Here is a 16,020-nt window from a genome sequence, read left to right as displayed (position 1 = left end):
ACAAGATTGACTCCTGAAAGCACAATTTTATGAGACCGTACCCTAATGTGTCGCTGCGCTCACGCTGACCCGTTGGATTCCGGATCGGCGCGCGGTTTTTACCGATTTTGCCCGAGCGTCGCCTCAAGGGACAAGCCGCAACTCCGCTCCACGGGAACGAAGAGGCAGCCGGTTGGCATCAGTCGGTGCTCCTGGCGGCTTCTTTGACAGCGTCAGTTGCATCGACGAGGCCCCAACCGAATTCAGCGCTCGGTTGAGTGCTCGCGTCTCGGCGGTTCTGGTTGTCGCGAGTCAGCGCATCATCCAGTTCCTTGAAAGTTGCCGTCTTTCGCAGTATCTCGCGGATTTTGGCCGGCCTGTTCCGCAGCGCAGGGTTAGCTCCGATCATCAAAGCCACGACACCGGCGACTTGCGCGGCGGCCGCGGACGTGCCGCCAAAACGCAGCTCGCCCTTTTGGGGCGTAAAATTGCCGGGCTCGCCAACAAGGCCGACATACCCCCATTCACCGTGATTGTCGGTGGAGACTATTCCCCAGTATCCCAGCCTTTCTGAATTTGGATCGCCTGTGAATCTGCGTTCTTTTGCCGTTTTTCTGCTCAGCCGTACGCGATTCTGGTCTCTGTTCAGCAATTCTGCATCGGATGAGGGTGCAACGACATCCAGGCCCGATCCGTACTGACTGTAGGTACTGCGCCACCCCAGCTCGTTCACCGCACCCACTGCAATTGTCATCGACAGGCTTGCCGGAAAAGACAGTTCGTCGAAGCCACCGTTTCCGGCTGCACAGACGACCGGCATTTCTTTTGCGATATTCGTCAGCAAACTCTCGATCCGAGAAAACGAGCTGCTGTCGTCAAGCGTGTCTGTTGAGGCTCGAGCATCGGGGTCGTCCGCCAGGGCGGCTGTCGCTCTTTTCTTTCTGACCTGCGGCAAGGTTCGAGCCAGAAGCAAGACGTCCGCGTGCTTTGCCGCATAGTTCAAGGCGGACTCGAATTGCTCCGGCTGAAAGTTCACGAACAATCTGATAACCAGCACTTCGGCGGCGGGCGCGACGCCGGTGTAGGTCTTGACGAGCGCCTGATCCTGCGGGGTGAGCTTGTCAAGATCTGCGGCGGATACTCTGTGGTTCGGTCGCCCCGCAACGATGCCGGCAAGAGCGGAGCCATGGGCGTCAAATCGGTTGAATATCTTCTTGTCGGTTGCGGTCTGTCCCTGGCCGTCATGGTAGGCTTCGAAGCTGGCGCTCTTGGCGCTGATCGCGTCGGTCAGGTTGTGGTGTTCGCGATCGGCGCCGCTGTCGATGATCGCCACGGTCACACCCTTGCCCAAATGGCCGTCGTTATGTGCCTTTAAGGCGTTCAGACCGCAAATGGACCGATGTCTGTTTTGTTCGGGATGATGTCTTGTAATTCCGTTTTCTTGCAGATGCCACAGAATATTTTCTGAATCTACGTCGGTATTGCGTGATCTAACGTCCAACATATCTCACTCCAGTTTTATCTAGGCGATGAGTTGCTTGTATTTGAAGCGTTACGTCCGCCATTCTTGTATGGCGTTCTTGATTGTTTCGACCATTGAATCTTCCGCCCGCCGAAAGAGAGCGTAGGCTAGCTGCTTGCCCGCAACGGAATCGCTGGCATAATGAACGCCAGCGTATTCCCGGTTCACGGCAACGTCGTCTGCCACACGAATGAGTTCTTCGCCGGCTTCGGGATTGCCGACCACCGTCGCCAAAGCCTGTGCGACTAGATAGGCTTGCGTCGCGTGGCCGCTGGGATAGGAAGGATGGCCCGGGACATCAATCAGCGGCCGTAACTTGGGCTCAAGTTGAGATGGACGGGGTCTCCTGAATTTGTCCTTGAAATACATTGATCCGATGGTGCCCAATTGCTGCACCGACTGCATCAGTTGCTTCGTATGCGGATGCGATTGGGCATTGAACATTAGGATGCGGTGAAAATCCGGCACAAGCGAGATTTGTTCAATGATCCGTGCACGCCTGACTTCGCCGGCGCGTGTATCTTCCTCACGAACTTCTTGTTTCCTCTTGAGCTCTTCTATTTCCACCCGGGTTTCTTCCGGCGTTGGGACATCGGGTATGGAGATACTGTCGAACACCTTTTCTCCCTCCATGAACTTTATGAGTTCAAGGTTGAACCTAAGAGCCGGATCCCAGTTCCTGCTAGGAAACTGGTTCATGGTCATCGTCATGGTCATTGTCATAGTCATAGTCATTTGACGCCCCCGTTTCTCGTTTGACTGCGTTGATCGTTCGTGCCCGCCCTAAAACGACGGCGTTTTTGCAGGTGGTCGTAAATCGAGCGTGAATTCCGCGTGAGCGGCTAAATAATAATCTGAGAGACAGGTCCCTTAATCCTTTTCCAGGCCTGCTTTTATAAATCCGTTAATGTAATTGTCGTGTTGATCTGACTTAAGTGGCGGGTAGTTTTTCTTGAACCATTCGAGAGAAAATCCTGGTTGACGTGGTTTCAATTCGTCGATGAAGTATTTCGCTTCGTCATATCTTTTCAAGTGACCCAAACTCGATATGAGTGGGCGATATGTTGCGTTGAAATTCGGATTTTCGGCTATGGTTTTCTTGGCAATGCTTACTGCAATCTCATGAGCCCCGTGCATTGAAGCCGCGATGCAGCGGGCCGTGTTGAAGAAATGCGGGTAGGGGTCGATCGGCCACAGACTGCGATATTTTTCCAGGCGATCGATCGCTTCTTGCGTGTTGCCAATGTAACAATGGGCCAGCGCACTGAATGCCCAGTAATAGGCGGAACTCGGGTTGAGCTGCTGCGCCCGCTCATAGAATTGAAATGCCAGGTCGTATTCATGTTCGACAAATGCCGCCACATGACCTGCGACTGTGACTGCAAACGCGTTCTTGGGTGACAGTTCCAGTGCTCTTCGCGTGAGGAAGTGCAGTTCTTCTCTGGAAGCACGGCTGTCGCTGGTGAACCCCTGGCCAAACTTCAGGAAGCCGACGATCGCCTTCCATGCCATCGGAGTGCCGTTCTGCGGCAATCGTTCTGCGGCGCTGGTCAAAAGCGAGTCAGCTTCGTTCAGGGCCTTGGGGGTCAAGCGAAAGAGGAGCGGAATTGCCAGCATCTGCTGTCCGTGCGCGCTGAGTTGTTCAGGCGGGCACGACCAGGCGGAGGATGTTTCCGAAATCAGGATTTCCCTCTCAAGGGCAGCCGTCGCGACTATTGCCAGTTCCTTGGCTGCCCGAATGGTATCTGCGGCGGGCGTCTCGACGAACTGCATCCATGTCAAGGTTCGGGCAGGTAGCTTCAGCAGTCTCAAGCCAATTCGGATCGTCTCTTCCGTTGGCGAGACGCTGCAAACCAGTTCGTAGTCAACGTCCAGCATGTCTGCGGGGTCGTCCACGACGCTGTATAGCCACGCCGCGTCCGCCAGGGCTTCGGAGACCAATTCATCAATCAGTCCGGCGACGCGGGCATCGACCGTCGATCCAGTGTTGACATGCCGTACGTTCACGCGCAGGAGCGGGGAGCCTGTCTTCTCCTGGGTTTCAGCCGCGACATCGGATCGTTCATTCGGATGGAGCAAGTCCGGTTCGGAGCGGACGGTCGGCGGCGTTCCGGCCGGCTTCTGCGCCGCGAGCGCCCAGTCGGAGCGAATTTCCTGCATCAACTGTCTGGTTTCGAGCGAGGTGTCGGCATCGATCAGTCGGCGCAACGATTCCTCGCATGCTTTATAGCGTGCAATGACCATTCCCTTGTCGCCGCGCCTGTTAGCTACCTTGATCAGTGCCCTGTGGGGTTCCTCGGACGCGGGTTCGATTTTCAGAAGCTTATCTGAAATGGCTTCAATGAGAGCGTCGTTCGTTGCGTCTTCAGCTCTCTCCAGCAAGTGCATCAAGGCAAGATAGGTATTGCGCTGCAAATAACTTCTTTGCTCTTCGGCCCACTCTTCAAACGCGGCCTCTCCGATGTCGAGGTCGCCCAGGATTTCCCCGACTTCAAGGTTCCGGATCTTGTCGGCTCCCGGCAGGTCGTCGGCTCTTGCCAACCCTTCCAGGTCGTGGAAGTCGGTCCTCACGCGGCAAAAGTCGAGCCCTACGTGCCTCCTGTCCGCCTTGAGGAAATTTGCGTTTTCTGCGGTCAGATGCGCGTTCAGGAAACTGATGAGTTGACGAAGGTTTCCCAGAGGATCCCGTGGAGGACTCCACAGGAACTCCGAGAGCCTTGATCTTGAAACCTGTCCGTTTCGGGCAAGCGCTATCATTGCGATGAGCGCTCGGGACTTTGACGAGTTCGGCGTGATGTCCCTTCCGCCGCAGGATAATGAAAGTCTCGTCAAAAGCGAAATGTCCACAATCATCAGATGTCTTTCAAGTAAAAACGCTGAAGTATTAGTGGTTTATATGCGTTTGGTTGAGTTCATGGGCAGTTGAATTTTCATTTTATATTATTCTATCGAAATTTTCACGTTCAGCTAACGCTAAATTTGCGTCCTGAGACCAGCTTGCTTCTGAGCCGCGCGGGTTCAATAGCCATGCCTACCAGACGAAACGCTCGTTTTGCCTAGAGGGGGCACCCATTCCAGCGGCGAACGTCTGTTTCCCGCATCGGCGTGTAACGGCGAATTCCATATTTGAAGAAAATATAAAAATCAGAAGGAAGTAAAAGCCATGAGCGATATTGGTTCACATGGAAAAAGTATAAGAAGTCTGTCCAACGACACTCTAGATACTTTGTCGGGGCACGGCGATCCCGGCAAGTTCGGGCGCATGTTTCCGGGTCTGTCTCCGTTGATTGTGGCGGACGACAGTCTCTTCGAAGTTGCGCAAGCGATGGTCGACGACCCGGCGCAGTCGAACGCCGGTGACAACCCGCAGATACCTGCCGGTTACACCTATTTCGGGCAATTTGTCGATCACGACATCACGCTGGACACAACGCCTCTGTCGCAGCAATTGTCGGATCCCACGGCAACGGAGAATTTCCGTACCCCTTCGCTTGATCTGGATTCTCTTTACGCCGACGGACCGAGCCTCAGCCCGCACATCTACGATCGGAATGCTGTGCCTCCCTACGGGCCGAGCAACCAGTTTCTGATCGGCAAGACGTCTCCGAGCCCGTCTGACAACATCCCGAATGCGCTGCCAAACGACTTGCCGCGCAATCGCGCGGGCCGGGCTCTTATCGGAGATGAGCGCAACGACGAGAATCTTGCCGTCGCACAGACGCATCTGGCGTTCCTGAAGTTCCACAATGCAGTGGTGGAATATGTTTCGCAGAACCAGCCGATGCTCGAAGGGGTGGATCAATTCAACGAGGCCAGGCGCATCGTCACGTGGCACTACCAGTGGATCGTTCTCTTCGATTGGGTCGAGCGCCTTACGGAGCGCGGTCTGGTTCGGCGCATCAAGCATGAAGGTAGGCGCTTTTATCGTTTCAAGACGAAGCCATACATGCCTGCTGAGTTTTCCGCCGCAGCCTACCGGATCGGGCACTCGATGGTCCGTGAGACCTACGATTTCAATCGTGTGTTCAGAGAGGGTGGTTTGACGCCGGCAACGCTCGATTTTCTGTTCGGTTTCACAGGCAAGTCCGGCGCCATCCTCGGTGATCTTGCAAACGATCCGGATGTTCAGGCGCACCCTCGCGTTCCCGGCGGAAAGCTCGAGCGTCTCCCGGGGAACTGGATCATCGATTGGCGACGGTTCTTCGAGCTGGATCAAAACACTCAGCCTAACGCAACGCGCCTGCTCGATCCTCAACTTGCGCCGATGCTGCGGCAACTGCCCGGAGAACAGAACAGAGAAGCCGTTCTGGCGTTCCGGAATCTGAGGCGCGGCGTTCAAATCGGCTTGCCTTCGGGACAAGACGTTGCGCTTGCGATGGGCATTGAGCCGCTGGCACCTGCGGATGTCGCTGCCGGTGCCGCGGGAGATGCCGCCGAGGCCCACGGGCTACACCGGAAAACGCCGCTGTGGTTCTACATCCTGAAAGAGGCGGAGGTCCTTCACGCAGGTCGTCGCCTGGGTCCGGTCGGCGCAACGATTGTTGCCGAGACGTTCCTGGGACTTGTTCACGGCGATCAACGTTCCTTCCTGTGGCAACGGTCAAACTGGAGGCCGGAGCTCCCCTCTGAAGTTCCCGGTCACTTCACTATGGCTGACATGCTGCGTTTTATCGGGGACGTCAATCCAATCGGCAACGCTTGAGAGCCAGTTCCGGAAAATTTTTCAGTAAGAGAAGGAGAAAGACTATGCGTATGCAAACAAATTTTCCCGCAAGGAAAGTATCCGCCACCGCGATCGGGACGGCTTTTATAACCGTCGTCCTGTGGATGCTTAAGACGGCGAACCCAGATCTGGTGATCCCCGAGGCGGTTTCGGCGGCGATTACGACAATGGTTGTCTTTGCCTTCGGGTACTTCACTCCACCAGGTGCGCGGGACGGCGTCATGGAGACCGCGAGCCTCAAACAGACCTGAAGACCAGAGTTGACTGCATTCATCGACATGCATGCGGCAGTTCTTCGGGCGAAAGAGCCCCGAGCCGCGGCAGCACATCGACGGTTTGCATGTCTTCGAAATCGGGAGGATAGGAATATGGCAGTCCGAAAGATATCACGCGAGCAATGCGATGCCGCCATGATGGAGGCCAGACGGCGTTTTGGCCATCGGCGAAACGTGACCGGCTTCGACGTGGGTTACCGCTGGGACGGCGGCAAGCGCACGGAGGGACTCTGCGCCCGCATTCACGTCGCGGCGAAAATTCCGATTCCGGAACTGGAGGCGGCAGAGGTCTTCCCCGCAGAGATCGATGGCGTTCACCTCGACGTCATACAGGGTCCCTATCGCGTCAATCTGACGACGCTTCCCGCCGATCACCGGGTCCGCAGCCCCTATCTGATGGGTGGATTGTCCTGCGGTCGGGTCAATGAGGGGACCGGAACCATCGGTGCGGTGGTGATCGACCAGGCGACAGGCCGGCCGGCGCTCCTGTCGAACTGGCATGTGCTTGCGGGTCCGCGGGCCATGGTGGGGGACCCGATAGTGCAGCCGGGCCAGATCGACAGCGGCGTACCGGTGCGCGACGAGGTGGCGATGCTGAGCCGTTGGATGCTGGAAACAGGCGGGGATGCGGCAATAGCGGAAATTGGCGGCGTGCGGCCATGGTTGCCGCTTCAATACGGCAATTTCTCAGTGACCGGGAAAGCGAGAGATCCAGAGCTGGGAGAAATTCTGTGCAAATCGGGCAGAACCACCGGTTTCACTCGCGCCCGGGTCGATGGAGAGGGGTTCTATCGGCTGCTGTACGAGGTTCAGCCTGGCGTCAAGGAAATGCGTGAAATCAAGGGCTTCAAGCTCGTCCCGATTCAACCGGGAAACCCGGGCGATGTCGAGCTTTCGTCAGGTGGCGACAGCGGTTCGTTCTGGCAGAGCGAAGGGTCGGGCGATGCGGTCGGTCTGCATTTCGCGGGCGAAGGCAATTCGGATCCCGCGCTTGAACATTCGATTGCCTGCTACTTGACCACGGTCCTCAAGCGGCTGAACGCACGCATAGCCACCTTTGACGATGTCTTTGAAGCGGCGGTGTCCGACCACGAGGTTTCGAGGGCCGGCCTCACTCCCACCGCTCAAGCGGCGGTCCTGCGGGGCGGCGACCTGCGCCTGCCGGACTGGCCGGTTTTCCCGGACCCGGGCTCCGAGCATCGACTGCCGTTGCCATGGCCGTGGCCGTGGCCGTGGGTGGCTGACCCGCGGGGCATCGGCCCCGGGCTTCGGGATCGGACCCGCTCCGCACGGGCGCGTTCCCTTGTCGATGCAAGATCGGTCGTTGGCCCGCTGGTCGACGGAAGGCTTGGTCCGGAGCTCGAATTCGACCCCTACATGCATCGCGCGGAGCGTAGCCTGGGCATCGTTTCCGACATCTGGCCACGTTTGCAGATAGCTCTACAGAGCAACCCGGACTTCGCCGGTGCCCGGCTCAGCGACAGGCTTGACAAGTTCATCATTTCCGGAAACGCAGCCGCGGTCATGGCCAGGATCATCAACCAGTCGGCCGCTTTCGATGATATCGGGTTGCCGAAGGTCTTCGAGACCGATTTCGACGGAGCTTGGACATTCGCTCACATCTGCGAAGATATCATCAAGGTATTGGTGAACTGACTTCCAGAAGAAACTCTTGATACATTGTGAGTTGTTACATGTTTAGGTATCTGAAGACTCTGATGGGGGCCGTGCTTGCCACGGCTCCCGGCCTGGCGGTGGCGGAAACGCCTCCAAAGGACTTCGACCGCAACGGTGACCAGTTCCTGTCAGGCGGCGAACTTGTCGAGTTCAAGGAAGTATTGCGCACGTCGCCAAATGCAGTGGACGCGACGCGCTACGAACTCCTCGAAGAAAAGGAAAAGGTCTACGCGGCCAGCGGACTTGTTCCAATCGGCGAGCTTTCCGTCGATCTGGAGCGCGGGTCCTGCGACTTCGAACAGCGCCTCTTCATCCGGCGGACGATCATCGACTTGCCGTTGGCTGAGTGCAAGGGGCTGCGACCAAAATCCGACGGAGCCGCATTCAACATCACCAACGACCGCAAAGCCGACACGGCGACGGTCGACATAAATGGTGGGATCGGTCTGGTGCTGTTGCCAGCAAGAACTTTCAAGCCGAGCCGCGAAGGCAGCCGTACAGGTTTCAGCCTGGTGGATCTCGCCGTCAGCGCCTTTGCCGAAGGCGAGGGGGCGTTCGAGACGGACAAGGACGATGACGGATACCTTCGCGGCGGCCTCAAAGTGGACTGGCTGTTCGGAGGCGGGGCGTTGGAACGGCTCGGCGTATCCACCGCCGGCTACTACCAGAGCGATCTGGGCCTGGGGTCCGGCGGCTATGGCGTTCAAGTCACGGCGGTGCCGCAAAACTCCAGATACCTTCTCAATGCTTCGACGCGCGGGGCGAAAGACAAAATAGACTTCAGCTTTCGCGCCAAGGGCATATTTGACGCGTTTCATGTCGATGACGCGGGGCAGACCGCCTTGAGCAAGGGCGACTATGCCTGGTTCGGCGGCGAACTGGGCTTTGAATACGTCGACAGGACTGTCTGGGAGAACGGGATCGTCCTGAGTTCCGGAGTCAACGGTTACTGGAATGCGGTCGACGGCGAAGATGCGGTCCTGTGGGTGACCGGTCTGGACGTGTTGCTGGACCCGGCGCGACGCGTGTCGTTCGGCTTTCAGTACACACGCGGCACCAGCAGGCAGAACCCCGTTTTCCAGAATATAGCCTCCCTCGGCTTCAAGCTGAAGTTTTGACTTGCTTGAGTGCAAAGCCGCGAAGCATCTGACGGCGCCGTCTTGCATAGTTGCCGTCCTCGGCAGGTCGTCCGCACATGGACGGTCTAAAGCCGGCTGGCGGAGCGGGCAATGCGCATCGGATTGCCGGGTCCTGTTGCGCCGCAAAGAGTGTTGACTATGTCCCGGCCGGCAGATGTCGCACGCGCTTCGGGCTTGGCTCTGCCGGCTTTTCCTCGCCGTCGCGGATGAGAGCGAAGCGGAGATCCGGGGCTCCGCAACCCTTGAGCTGTTGTTCCTTTCAAAGTCCTGAGGTTGCCGGGCCCCTGCATTTGCAAGGGGTCGGCGGTGGAAAGGCGCGATTGCAATACTGGTTCCGTCTCGCAGGCAGTGACCGGAAGGCGGGACCTTCGAGCGTGGACCCAACTCGCAATTTCCTCCCGCTTCCAGTGTCCTCGGCTTGACATGAATAGTGATTCATGTGTCATATAATCTCGCGCCACGGGTAAGATTGGCCTTGCGGCGGCCGCTCGCGCGGTCGACACTGCTCAGTGCCAAGCGTAACGGGAGGAGAATTCATGACGAAGCGTGTACTTCGCTGGGCTGTGCCGGTCCTGGCGGGCCTCGGCATCGCGGCGACCGGCGTGTCGTCGGCCATGGCCGAGGACATAAAAATCGCCCATGTTTACGGCAAGACCGGGCCGTTCGAGGCCTATGCCAAGCAGTCGCATACCGGGTTGATGATGGGGCTGGAATATGCCACCGACGGGACGATGGAAGTGGATGGCCGCAAGATCGTGGTCATCGAAAAGGACACGCAGCTGAAGCCGGATATTGGCAAGGCGGTATTGGCCGAAGCCTATGGCGACGACGAGGTGGACATCGCAGTCGGGCCGGTGTCCTCCGGCGTGGCGCTGGCCATGCTGCCGGTTGCCGAGGAATACGAGAAGCTGCTGATCGTGGAGCCGGCGGTGGCCGACAGCATCACCGGCGAGAACTGGAATCGCTTTGTCTTCCGGACCTCGCGCAATTCTTCCCAGGACGCCATCTCCAATGCGGTGGCGCTTGGTCAGGAAGGCGTGTCGATCGCAACCCTGGCGCAGGACTATGCCTTCGGACGGGACGGCGTTGCCGCCTTCCGCGAAGCGCTGGAAGGCACCGGCGCCAAGCTCGTGTTCGAGGAATACGCGCCGACGGACACCAAGGATTTCACAGCCAACGCGCAGCGTATCTTCGATGCGCTGAAGGACGAACCGGGCCGCAAGTTCCTGTTCGTGATCTGGGCGGGCGGCGGCAATCCGATCAGCAAGATCAAGGCGATGGAGCCGGAGCGTTTCGGTGTGGAGATCGCCACCGGCGGCAACATCCTGGCGGCCATGAAGGCCTACAAGGACCTGCCGGGCATGGAAGGGGCGACCTACTATTATTACGAGATCCCGAAAAACCCGGTGAACGACTGGCTGGTGTCCGAGCATCAGAAACGGTTCGACACCCGGCCTGATTTCTTCACCGCAGGCGGCATGGCCTCGGGCATCGCCATCGTGGAGGCGATCCGCAAGGCCGGTTCGACAGATACCGAGGACCTGATCGCGGCGATGGAGGGCATGGAATTCGAGAGCCCCAAGGGCAAGATGATATTCCGCGCCGAAGACCATCAGGCCCTGCAGTCCATGTATCACTTCAAGATCCGCGTCGATCCGGACGTCGAATGGGGCATTCCGGAACTGGTGCGCGAACTGAAGATCGAGGACATGGATATTCCGGTCCGCAACTGAGTTCGGGGCAGGCGACGCGAGGCCAATGCATTTGGCAAGAAAGCCGCTGCAATGCTGAGCGTCTTCCGGCCGACCGGATGGAGAGTGGGGGCTACTTGCGCTTCCCTCTCCCCGGGAAGGCAGGGCTATCGCAAATGAGCGGGATGTGGCCTCAGACTCTGATGTCACCCCGGGCGAGCGGAGTAAGACCCGGGGCCCACTCATTTCCACAGAGCAAGCAGATTGAAGAAACTCGACAGGACAATGTCAACTCTTTCATTGGTCTGCACCGCGAGCAGGCCCCGGATCTTCGCTTCGCTTGTCCGGGGCGACAGCAGAGGAGAACAATCCCCTGGGCCTTCTGGACTGCCGTATCCACTTATGTGCGATGTCCTTCCTTCTTGGGGATGACATTCGACAGCTTGGAGGTGCCCCTTGACCGAATGCGATCTTCCTCTGCTCGAAAGAATGCCGCGCGGCCGACCCGGGCCGCAGGCAGCTTGATCGACCGGCCGTGCAATGCTGAAATCGGCCGGACACCCGCTCTTTCGCTCTTCTCAAACCTGGAAAGCCTATCGTGGCCAAGGAACATCCCATTCTGGAAACGCAGGACCTCACGATCCGCTTCGGCGGGCATGTGGCGGTCGATGGCGTGTCCGCGTCTTTCGAGCGGGGCAGCCTGACGGCCATCGTCGGGCCGAACGGTGCCGGGAAGACCACCTATTTCAACCTGATCTCCGGTCAGTTGAGTGCCACTTCCGGCGCGGTGCTGCTGAATGGCGAGGCGATCACCAGGATGTCCGTTCCCGAACGCACGGACAGGGGCATCGGCCGGGCCTTTCAGCTCACCAATCTGTTCCCGACATTGAGCGTGCGAGAGAACGTGCGTCTCGTGGCCCAGGCGAAGGCGCGCAAGGGGTTCGATCTGTTTTCGGTCGCCGAAAGCCATGTGGAGTTGCTGGAGCGGGCCGATCATGTGCTGGCGGAAGTGCGGCTGATCGACAAGGCGGAGCAGACCGTCGCCGCGCTGCCCCATGGCGACCAGCGCAAGCTTGAAGTGGCGCTTTTAATCGCGCTCGGCTCACAGGTGCTGATGTTCGATGAGCCGACGGCGGGCATGAGCGTCGATGAGGTGCCGGTCATTCTCGATCTCATCCGCAAGCTGAAGAGCGACATGGACCGGACGATCCTGCTGGTCGAGCACAAGATGGACGTGATCCGCTCGCTGGCGGACAGGATCATCGTTCTGCACAACGGCGCGCTGGTCGCCGATGGCGAACCGGCAGACGTGATCGCGCTGCCGGTGGTGCAGGAAGCCTATCTCGGCAAGGTGCCTGAACCCTCTGAAACAGCCGAAGCACCGGAGGTGGCATGATGGCGGAAGTTCTTCTGACGCTCTCCGGAATTCACACCCATATCGGGCCTTATCACATCCTGCAGGGGGTCGATCTGAAAGTCCCGGAAGGCGGCGTGACGGTGCTTCTGGGGCGCAACGGTGCCGGCAAGACCACCACCTTGCGCACCATCATGGGGCTGTGGACCGCCAGCAAGGGCGATATCCGTTTCGACGATCATCTCATCACGCGGCTTGCCACTCCGGAAATCTCCCGGCGCGGTATTGCCCTGGTGCCGGAAGACATGGGCATCTTCACGGATCTGACCGTGGCGGAAAACATGATCCTTGCGGCGGCCTCCGGGCCGGTGGACGTCAAACGCCTGGAATGGATCAAGGAGCTGTTCCCGCCCATCGGCACCTTCTGGAATTCTTCCGCCGGGACGCTTTCGGGCGGGCAGAAGCAGATGCTGTCGGTGGCCCGGGCAATCATCGAGCCGCGCCGGCTGATCCTGATCGACGAACCGACCAAGGGGCTGGCCCCGGCGATCATCAAGGGGATGACCGATGCGCTCAGGGAACTGAAGGAAACCGACACCACCATTCTGCTGGTGGAACAGAATTTCGCCATGGCGTCCGGCATCGGCGACACCGTCGCCGTGATGGACGACGGGCGCATCATCCATTCGGGTTCCATGAAGGAACTGGCAGAAGATGCCACCTTGCAGGAAAAACTGATGGGGCTGAGCCTGGAGGCGCACCAATGAGCAATACGGCCGTCAAACCCCGGATCGAAAAGATCCCGCTGAAGGAAAAGCTCTTTCACAAATTGCCGATGTTCCTCGTGCCAGTGCTCGCCCTGGCCGGTCTCGCCGCCATCGGCAATCCATCGAGCTGGTTGACGCTGACGGTCGCCGGGCTGGCGATGGGAATGATGATCTTCATCATGGCCTCGGGCCTGACGGTGGTCTTCGGCCTGATGGACGTGATCAACTTCGGCCATGGAGCTTTTGTCGCCGTCGGCGCATTCGTCGGCTTCACGGTGCTTGCCTGGCTGGCTGGCTGGACCGCCTCGCCGAGCGTGATGCTCAACCTCGCCGCCGTGCTGATCGCAATTCTGGCGGCCATGCTGATCACCGGTCTGCTCGGACTGGCGTTCGAGCGGGTGATCGTCATGCCGGTCTATGGCGAACATCTGAAGCAGATCCTCGTCACCATGGGCGGGCTGATCGTCGCGCAGCAGATGATCTATGTGGTCTGGGGGCCGGACGAGCTGCATATTTCGCGCCCGCAAGCCCTGCAGGGGTCCTTCGTGATCGGCGAGGCGGCCATCGAGAAATACCGGCTGGTGGCGGTCGCCATCGGCCTGGCCCTGTTTCTGGCCATGCGTCATATCCTCAAGAAAACCAGGATTGGCCTTCTGGTGCGGGCCGGCGTGGAAAACGGCGAGATGGTCGAGGCGCTGGGCTACCGCATCCGCCGTCTGTTCCTGATCGTCTTCATGACCGGCTCTGCGCTTGCCGGTCTCGGCGGCGTCATGTGGGGGCTCTACCAGGAGACGATCACCGCGCATATGGGCTCGGAGATCATGGTGCTGGTGTTCATCGTGGTGATCATCGGCGGGCTCGGGTCCGTCGAGGGCTGTTTCATCGGCGCGATGCTGGTCGGGCTGCTGGCCAATTACACCGCCTTTCTGGCTCCGAAAGTGGCGCTGATCTCCACCATCGCGCTGATGGTGGTGATCCTGATGTGGCGGCCGCAAGGGCTCTATCCGGTGGTGAAGGCGAAGTGAGGGACCCATGCTGACCAGGCTTCTTTCCGGCGACACGCCGCGCAGCGGGCTTTTGACCGCGCTGCTTTTGATCGTGCTGATCTCGCTGGCCTTCGCGCCGTTCCTGTTTCCCGGCATAAGGTCGCTGGAGACAGCGGCACGCATCTGCATCTTCATCGTGCTGGTGGCAAGCTATGATCTGCTGCTCGGCTATGCGGGCATCGTCTCCTTCGCCCATACGATGTTCTTCGGCATCGGCGCCTATGGCACCGCGCTGGCGCTGTCCACGACAGGGCCGGGTTACGGTGCGCTGATCTGGGGAACGGCTGCGGGCGCCGTGGTAGCGGCCGTTTTCGCCCTGGCCATCGGCCTGTTCTCGCTGCGCGTGAAGGCGATCTTCTTTGCCATGGTGATGCTGGCGGTGGCGAGCGCCTTCGCGGTGTTCGTCTCGCAGATGTCCTGGCTGACGGGCGGCGAGGACGGGCTCAATTACAAGATCCCGCGCGAGCTGACCCCCGCCTTCAAGCTGATCGACGAGAAAATCCTCGGCGTGCGCGTCAACGGCAAGCTGCTGGCCTATTATCTGGTGTTTTTCGTGTCGGCGATCCTGTTCCTGGTCATGCTGAGGATCGTCAATTCGCCCTTCGGGCGGACGCTGAAGGCGGTGCGCGACAATGCCTTCCGGGCGGAGGCCATCGGCTACCGTGTGGTGTGGTACAGGACGACAGCGACCATATTGTCCGCCGTGATGGCGGCGCTTGCCGGTTCGCTGCTGGCCATCTGGCTGCGCTACACCGGCCCGGCGACGACGCTGTCCATGGAGATCATGATCGACATTCTGCTGATGGTCGTGATAGGGGGAATGGGAACGCTCTACGGGGCGGTTCTGGGGGCAACCCTGTTCATTCTGGCACAGACCTATCTGCAGACGCTTATGGGTGTGGCGGCGGATGCCACCAGCGCGGTTCCGCTGTTCTCGACGCTTGTCGCACCGGAACGCTGGCTGCTCTGGCTGGGAGTGCTGTTTATCTTGTCGGTTTACTTCTTTCCCTCCGGCATTGTCGGGCGGCTTCGGGCGGGACGCGCGTGAGCGATCAAACACTTCACATACGCGATGAGGGAACCGGCCGGCCCCTGGTGATGGTTCACGGCTGGGCCTGTCCCGGCGACTTCTTTCAGGCCCAGACCGACGCATTCAGATCCCGCGCGCGCTGCATTGTTCCGGATCTGCCGGGGCACGGGAAAACCGCCGACCGGCTTCCCCTGACAATCGACTCCGCCGCCGATGCGGTCCAGGCTTATCTTGTCGAACATGATCTGAAGGATGTCGTCCTGTGCGGATGGTCGATGGGCGCGCTGGTGGTCTATTCCCTGCTCGAGCGTCATGGCGCGGAGCGGATATCGAGCGTTGTCGCGATTGATGTGTCGCCGAAAGTCGTCAATGACGCGGACTGGCCGCACGGCACGCAAAACGGTCTCACCGAGGAGGTCAATGCGCTGGTTCTGGAGAACATGATTGCCCAATGGGCCGTCTTCCCCGAGCAGGTCGCAAGACAGATGTTCGCGGCGGACCGGCCGGTGGATCCGGATCTGATGGCGTTCGCGCAGTCGGAAATCGCAAGGGGCGATCCGGCCCTGCTTCAACCGATGTGGGCGTCGCTCACACGCCAGGATTTTCGCACCTTCCTGAGTAAATTTCCGGTACCGCTGCATCTGGCAGTGGGGCTCCACAGTCAGCTTTACGGCCCCGGCATGCACCGCTGGTACGAAGCGACGGTCCCGGATCTCCATCTGCATGAATTCGAGAATTCCGGCCATTCTCCGCATATGGAGGAGCCGGAACGCTTTAACCGGCTGCTGGCCGGATTGCTTGAGTCCTGAGCTGTCGG

General features: G+C 59.2%; 13 protein-coding genes. 10 read left to right on the top strand and 3 right to left on the bottom strand.

The window, feature by feature from the left end; all coding sequences use genetic code 11:
- Positions 1 to 178: 178 nt before the first annotated feature.
- The 3 genes from OA90_RS01665 to OA90_RS01655 all read right to left on the bottom strand — a co-directional run bounded on the left by OA90_RS01665 (position 179) and on the right by OA90_RS01655 (position 4,354).
- Positions 179 to 1,483 carry a S8 family serine peptidase gene (locus OA90_RS01665; RefSeq protein WP_082836782.1) on the bottom strand — a complete coding sequence of 435 codons (1,305 nt, stop codon included), beginning with the start codon at positions 1,481 to 1,483 and terminating at the stop codon, positions 179 to 181.
- 48 nt (positions 1,484 to 1,531) lie between these two features.
- Positions 1,532 to 2,218, bottom strand: coding sequence for a phosphatase PAP2 family protein (locus OA90_RS01660; RefSeq protein ID WP_199823557.1), 687 nt, complete (start codon positions 2,216 to 2,218; stop codon positions 1,532 to 1,534).
- A gap of 153 nt (positions 2,219 to 2,371) precedes the next feature.
- The gene (locus OA90_RS01655; RefSeq protein ID WP_082836781.1) at positions 2,372 to 4,354 is read right to left on the bottom strand and encodes a BTAD domain-containing putative transcriptional regulator; all 1,983 of its coding nucleotides are present in this window, start codon (positions 4,352 to 4,354) and stop codon (positions 2,372 to 2,374) included.
- 310 nt (positions 4,355 to 4,664) lie between these two features.
- Between OA90_RS01655 and OA90_RS01650 the strand changes: the two genes are divergently transcribed.
- The 10 genes from OA90_RS01650 (at position 4,665) to OA90_RS01600 (ending at position 16,012) form a co-directional block, all read left to right on the top strand.
- Entirely contained in the window at positions 4,665 to 6,203 is a 1,539-nt protein-coding gene (locus OA90_RS01650) for a heme peroxidase family protein (RefSeq protein ID WP_068406110.1), read from the top strand.
- Positions 6,204 to 6,247: 44 nt separating this feature from the next.
- Positions 6,248 to 6,475: a hypothetical protein gene (locus OA90_RS01645; RefSeq protein WP_068406107.1), complete on the top strand. Its 228-nt coding sequence runs from the start codon at positions 6,248 to 6,250 to the stop codon at positions 6,473 to 6,475.
- 117 nt (positions 6,476 to 6,592) lie between these two features.
- A complete protein-coding gene (locus OA90_RS01640; protein ID WP_068406104.1) occupies positions 6,593 to 8,155 on the top strand; it encodes a hypothetical protein in 1,563 nt (520 codons plus the stop codon).
- Positions 8,156 to 8,193: 38 nt separating this feature from the next.
- Entirely contained in the window at positions 8,194 to 9,294 is a 1,101-nt protein-coding gene (locus OA90_RS01635) for a hypothetical protein (RefSeq protein ID WP_156510348.1), read from the top strand.
- 557 nt (positions 9,295 to 9,851) lie between these two features.
- On the top strand, positions 9,852 to 11,048 hold the full coding sequence (locus tag OA90_RS01630; RefSeq protein WP_068406097.1) for a substrate-binding domain-containing protein: 1,197 nt from the start codon (positions 9,852 to 9,854) through the stop codon (positions 11,046 to 11,048).
- A 553-nt stretch (positions 11,049 to 11,601) separates the two neighbouring features.
- Positions 11,602 to 12,402, top strand: coding sequence for an ABC transporter ATP-binding protein (locus OA90_RS01620; protein ID WP_068406092.1), 801 nt, complete (start codon positions 11,602 to 11,604; stop codon positions 12,400 to 12,402).
- Entirely contained in the window at positions 12,402 to 13,127 is a 726-nt protein-coding gene (locus OA90_RS01615; RefSeq protein WP_068406609.1) for an ABC transporter ATP-binding protein, read from the top strand. Before OA90_RS01620 ends, OA90_RS01615 begins: the two co-directional genes overlap by 1 nt.
- Positions 13,124 to 14,152: a branched-chain amino acid ABC transporter permease gene (locus OA90_RS01610; protein WP_068406089.1), complete on the top strand. Its 1,029-nt coding sequence runs from the start codon at positions 13,124 to 13,126 to the stop codon at positions 14,150 to 14,152. Before OA90_RS01615 ends, OA90_RS01610 begins: the two co-directional genes overlap by 4 nt.
- A gap of 7 nt (positions 14,153 to 14,159) precedes the next feature.
- Positions 14,160 to 15,221 (top strand): branched-chain amino acid ABC transporter permease, encoded by a 1,062-nt coding sequence (locus tag OA90_RS01605; protein WP_068406085.1) that lies wholly within the window; start codon positions 14,160 to 14,162, stop codon positions 15,219 to 15,221.
- Positions 15,218 to 16,012, top strand: a complete 795-nt coding sequence (locus tag OA90_RS01600) for an alpha/beta hydrolase (RefSeq protein WP_068406081.1) — start codon at positions 15,218 to 15,220, stop codon at positions 16,010 to 16,012. The genes OA90_RS01605 and OA90_RS01600 overlap by 4 nt, the downstream gene beginning before the upstream one ends.
- Positions 16,013 to 16,020 lie beyond the last annotated feature (8 nt).

This window comes from Labrenzia sp. OB1 (assembly GCF_001624695.1).
Taxonomy (GTDB): Bacteria; Pseudomonadota; Alphaproteobacteria; order Rhizobiales; family Stappiaceae; genus Roseibium.
Note: the sequence above shows the minus strand (reverse complement) of the source record. Positions and strands in the feature narration are given on the sequence as shown.

What these genes read in the sequence shown, in the direction of transcription:
- OA90_RS01650 (WP_068406110.1), top strand. Translation starts at nt 4,665, where the DNA reads ATGAGCGATATTGGTTCACATGGAAAAAGTATAAGAAGTCTGTCCAAC.
- OA90_RS01610 (WP_068406089.1), top strand. Translation starts at nt 13,124, where the DNA reads ATGAGCAATACGGCCGTCAAACCCCGGATCGAAAAGATCCCGCTGAAG.
- OA90_RS01605 (WP_068406085.1), top strand. Translation starts at nt 14,160, where the DNA reads ATGCTGACCAGGCTTCTTTCCGGCGACACGCCGCGCAGCGGGCTTTTG.
- OA90_RS01665 (WP_082836782.1), bottom strand. Translation starts at nt 1,483, where the DNA reads ATGTTGGACGTTAGATCACGCAATACCGACGTAGATTCAGAAAATATT.
- OA90_RS01645 (WP_068406107.1), top strand. Translation starts at nt 6,248, where the DNA reads ATGCGTATGCAAACAAATTTTCCCGCAAGGAAAGTATCCGCCACCGCG.
- OA90_RS01660 (WP_199823557.1), bottom strand. Translation starts at nt 2,218, where the DNA reads ATGACCATGACGATGACCATGAACCAGTTTCCTAGCAGGAACTGGGAT.
- OA90_RS01615 (WP_068406609.1), top strand. Translation starts at nt 12,402, where the DNA reads ATGGCGGAAGTTCTTCTGACGCTCTCCGGAATTCACACCCATATCGGG.
- OA90_RS01640 (WP_068406104.1), top strand. Translation starts at nt 6,593, where the DNA reads ATGGCAGTCCGAAAGATATCACGCGAGCAATGCGATGCCGCCATGATG.
- OA90_RS01635 (WP_156510348.1), top strand. Translation starts at nt 8,194, where the DNA reads ATGTTTAGGTATCTGAAGACTCTGATGGGGGCCGTGCTTGCCACGGCT.
- OA90_RS01630 (WP_068406097.1), top strand. Translation starts at nt 9,852, where the DNA reads ATGACGAAGCGTGTACTTCGCTGGGCTGTGCCGGTCCTGGCGGGCCTC.
- OA90_RS01655 (WP_082836781.1), bottom strand. Translation starts at nt 4,354, where the DNA reads ATGATTGTGGACATTTCGCTTTTGACGAGACTTTCATTATCCTGCGGC.